At 76.1% G+C, this 1349-nt stretch carries 2 protein-coding genes and 1 riboswitch; both genes read right to left on the minus strand.

Annotation, left to right across the window (positions count from 1 at the left end; genetic code table 11):
• Positions 1–508: cobalamin biosynthesis protein (locus E4099_RS34720; protein ID WP_342451964.1), on the minus strand; the 508-nt coding region annotated here is incomplete at its 3' end.
• 133 nt (positions 509–641) lie between these two features.
• Positions 642–776, minus strand: a riboswitch (cobalamin riboswitch).
• 242 nt (positions 777–1018) lie between these two features.
• Positions 1019–1273: a hypothetical protein gene (locus tag E4099_RS32090; RefSeq protein ID WP_135342598.1), complete on the minus strand. Its 255-nt coding sequence runs from the start codon at positions 1271–1273 to the stop codon at positions 1019–1021.
• Positions 1274–1349: the final 76 nt, after the last annotated feature.

The raw sequence follows: 1349 nt of genomic DNA on the forward strand, positions 1-1349 counted from the left end.
GTATCAGGGAGGCCAGGGCCTGTGCCGTGGACGTGGTGGCGTGGGTGAGGGTGCGCACCGCCGCGGGCGCGGCGGCCCCGGCCAGGGCGCCCACGGTGGGCGTGATGGCCCCGGCCAGGGTGCCCACTGTGGCGGCCGGCGCGTGCGCCGTGGGCGCCATGGCGTGGGCCAGGGTGCGGACCGTCGCGGGCGTGGCGGCTCCGGCCAGGGCGCGCACGGTGGGCGCGAGGGCGCGCCCCACCGGGTACCGGCCGGGTGTGGTGGCACGGGCGGGCCGGCGTACGGCATGGGTCAGCAGCGCGGCCCCGGCGGTGGCGCCCCCGGCGCACACCAGGGTGTGCAGCGCGCCCCAGCCGCGGTGGTCGTGCCACAGCCGCCGCTCCACGGCCGCCGCGGCACGTCCGAAGACGGCCACCGGATGCCCCCGCAGGGGATCCCCGACCGCCAGGTCGAGGGCGAAGCCGAGGGCGGCGCCGCACGCGAAGGAGGTGGCGTGATCGGCACGCATCGGTCAGACCGCCGTACCGCCTCGGCGGGGAAGCGGCGACGGAGCAGGGGGAGAGGGCCGGGTGACGGTGCCGGGCATGGCGCTGTGTCCTCACTCAGGGTCCGCGCCCTGGTTCGACGTGACCGGCGGTGAGAGTCTCCTGGCTCCCGGATCGGCGCTTCCCCCGGGCCTTCCCGCCCATCGTGGTGATGGACCGTGGCCGTACTGAACTGGCGGAGCGCTCCCCGGTGACAGTGGCGGGACCGCGCCGGACTCGCACCGGCTTCCTCTCCTGCCGCCGTTTGGCTCCGGAAGTCCACCATGCCCGAGGACAGCCGTCAACTCACCGCTGACCTGCGACGGAGCCCGGGCAGACGCTCGGCCGGCGACATCCGCCCACTCCGTGGCGGCGTGCGTGAGCCTTCCGGCGGTGGTCACGCGCCACCGCGTACGTGGCGTGCCCCGGCACACACCGCGGGCCCGGGCGCCGGCGTGTTCGCCGGGGCCCGGGCCCGTGCTGTCGTGGGGCGGTCAGCCCGCCACGATGATGTAGATGCCGTACCCGACGGCCGCCGCGCACAGCGCGTAGCACGCGTACGCGCCGGCGCGCACCGCGGCCGAGGGGCCGCCCGCGGTGGCCACTGCGGTCTCACTGGTCTCGCCGGCGGACTGCCCGGACCTGCGGGCGGTGCCCAGGATGCCCAGGGTGAACACCCCGACGAGGGCGATGGTGAACAGCAGGGTGGTGCCGAAAACCTGGCCGAGTGCGTTCCAGTCGATGTCGATGTTCATCGCGGTGTCGGTCGCTTCCTTGGAGTCCTACGGGGCCGGATCAGACCGTGGCCTGGGCGGGGGCGGGGGG

Origin of the sequence: Streptomyces palmae (genome assembly GCF_004684805.1) — a bacterium.
GTDB classification, from domain to species: Bacteria; Actinomycetota; Actinomycetes; order Streptomycetales; family Streptomycetaceae; genus Streptomyces; species Streptomyces palmae.